This window comes from Bradyrhizobium sp. 142, assembly GCF_023074015.1.
Taxonomy (GTDB): Bacteria; Pseudomonadota; Alphaproteobacteria; order Rhizobiales; family Xanthobacteraceae; genus Bradyrhizobium.
Genome location: NZ_JADPKQ010000033.1, coordinates 1 through 2,423 on the forward strand (window position 1 = coordinate 1; position 2,423 = coordinate 2,423).

Here is a 2,423-nt window from a genome sequence, read left to right on the forward strand (position 1 = left end):
CTGGGGCAAGCGACCGCCGGTCGCCGGTACGGCCGCGGACCTCGCCCGGACGCGGCGCCCGTCCGACTGGAAGCGCCTGTCGGCGGGAGCCGGAACCAAGGGACCGCGGCTGCACGACTGGTGTTATCTCGAATTGGCCGACCTCGAGGCCGAGCAGTTCAACAGCGCAAATGATGGTTTATGGACGCGCGGTCTACTGATCCGTCGTCGCATCGCCGATGATGACCTCGCCTTCTTCACCACCTGGTGCCCAGCGGGAACATCAATTGAAACGCTGGTCGCGGTCGAAGGCCATCGATGGGCGATCGAGGACAGCTTTGAAACCGCGAAAAACGAGTTCGGGCTCGATCACAACGAGAGCAGATCCTGGCATGGCTGGCACCGTCATGTGTCCTTGGTGATGCTCGCCTTCGCCATGATGGCCGCGATCCGCCATCGCGCCAATCCGCCACCGCCCAAAAAAACCAAACGCCGCCCCCCGGCAAAAGCCAAAGCACACCCACGCCGCCGCTGATCCGTTGGTCAATCCAGGAAATCCGCCGCATTGCCATCAGACTTGCTCGAAAGCGTATTCAACCCGCACGTATCATCGCATGGTCTTTCTGGCGCAGAGCTCATCAGGCTGCCGCTCAACGCGCTCATGTCAAATCAAAAAGACAACTGTAATGCTAGAATATCGGCTTGGGCGCCTCTGCTCGACACCCGCAACGTCAATCACGGACTGCTACTGCCCATCCTGATTCACTGTGAAGACGATCAGGGCTGTCCGCTGCTCGGACCGACAAACAAGGCCCGCCAGACCGAGCAATTCCTGCGCAACGCCCACAGCGATATCCCGGCGGCCGTCGAGGCCATGCGCCAGTATTGGATGCCGATCCGCTACGCCCGCGCTGGCTAACAACTGCCTACGTGGCTGCTCATGCCGGTTACCATCGATGCCCGCAAGGCGCGGCTCAGCGATATCGTTCACGAGACCGGCGCCAAGACGATCCATTATCTCTACGACTTCGGCGACAGCTGGGATCATGTGATCAAGCTCGAAAAATGGTTCGACGACACGCCGACAGAGGGCCTGCCCTTCTTGCTCGAGGCCGCCGGTCGTTGTCCTCCGGAGGACGTCGGCGGTGCGCCCGGCTATGCCGAATACCTCGACGCCATCAGCGACCCCACCCATCCGGAGCACGAACACATGCGCCTCTGGGGCCCCGAACAGTTCGATCCCAACGTCATCGACAGGAAGGCGATCGAGGCCGCCGTCAACGCATTGTCTGGAATTTGGAAGCCACGCCCGCGCAAACTGCGATCAAAATAGACGCAAGCGCCAATCAAAGGGCCGCAGAGCTACGCTTACTGTCGAGTAGCGCCGCGCCGAAATGTACAAATGACGCAGCGGGATTAGGCTTTTCCGATCTTTAGTGCGCGCGCTGGCTACAGCAAGGCGCAGCGCCTCGTGTCCGAACGGCCTATTGCTCTGCTGCCCGCTCTGGCCGGCCGTCTTCTGCCGATCGCTCTCGCTCCTATCTGTCGGAGCTTACTTCGAAGCTTCTCCACCTCTCTAAGCTCCGCCACAAGCGTTTGGAGCCGCTCGCTCAGAACAGCACAAGTATAACTCTGACGCGTCCTGGACATCTCCTGCCTCACAATATGATTTGAAAGAAGTCGATGAAGAGAGAAAGGACAAACAATCGCTGGACCAAACCTCAGTGAACCAAAGCCGCAGCCGCCAGATGCTCCCAGTATTCTGCCTCTGCGAGCAGTTTCCAGCTTCTCTCAGGTTGACGCGCAGCAGTCTGTCGGCAAAGCAACGCCATTGCGCGAAAGCGGCGGGCAGCTTCCATTCCAACCTCCCATGTTTTCCCCAAACATATTTTTCAATTTTGCGATGGAGTCATCATGATTATTTAAGATAAGCAATTTGCCGGTTAGCGGCCGCCAATTAGGTTCCGCGACGAAGCTGAGCGGAACTAGTTTCGGTCTGGGTTTCACCTCAGTTTCGGATGCTACTTGGCAGGCGCATTGCCTCATCAAGAATGTTACCGGAGAACTGACCGTCAGGAGTGGGGCCGCGATACCGAATCGGATCGGTGTTGCCGATGGCAGGACGGATCAGCATGGGTGCGCGGCGCGAGATCACGGCGGCGGTGGTAGACCGCTATCGATCAGCAGGGCGGGCAGATAAGGGGCGCATTCTCGACGAGCTTTGCGCGGTGACGGGCTGGCATCGCAAGCACGCGGTTCGGGCGCTGGCCAGCCATGTCGCAATTTCGCCGGAGGCCCGGCGGCAGCGAAAGCCGACCTATGGCGCCCCTATCAGGGATGCACTGGTGGCGCTGTGGGAGGCCTCGGATCGGATCTGCGGCAAGCGGCTCCGGGTAATGATTCCGACGTTGCTGCCTTCGCTGGAGCGGCATGGCCGGCTCAAG

General features: G+C 59.9%; 3 protein-coding genes and 1 pseudogene. All 4 read left to right on the forward strand.

The window, feature by feature from the left end; translation table 11 throughout:
* Positions 1–514, forward strand: a 514-nt coding sequence (locus IVA82_RS02970) for a transposase (RefSeq protein WP_247493158.1), incomplete at its 5' end; no start/stop codon positions are given.
* 30 nt (positions 515–544) lie between these two features.
* Positions 545–898 carry a hypothetical protein gene (locus IVA82_RS02975; RefSeq protein WP_247383570.1) on the forward strand — a complete coding sequence of 118 codons (354 nt, stop codon included), beginning with the start codon at positions 545–547 and terminating at the stop codon, positions 896–898.
* A 21-nt stretch (positions 899–919) separates the two neighbouring features.
* Entirely contained in the window at positions 920–1,312 is a 393-nt protein-coding gene (locus tag IVA82_RS02980) for a plasmid pRiA4b ORF-3 family protein (protein WP_247383569.1), read from the forward strand.
* 781 nt (positions 1,313–2,093) lie between these two features.
* A pseudogene (locus IVA82_RS02985) lies at positions 2,094–2,423 on the forward strand (transposase); the annotation flags it as partial.

Bases quoted from the DNA above. Each gene is read 5' to 3' on its own strand.
- IVA82_RS02980 (WP_247383569.1), top strand. From the start codon at position 920: ATGCCGGTTACCATCGATGCCCGCAAGGCGCGGCTCAGCGATATCGTT.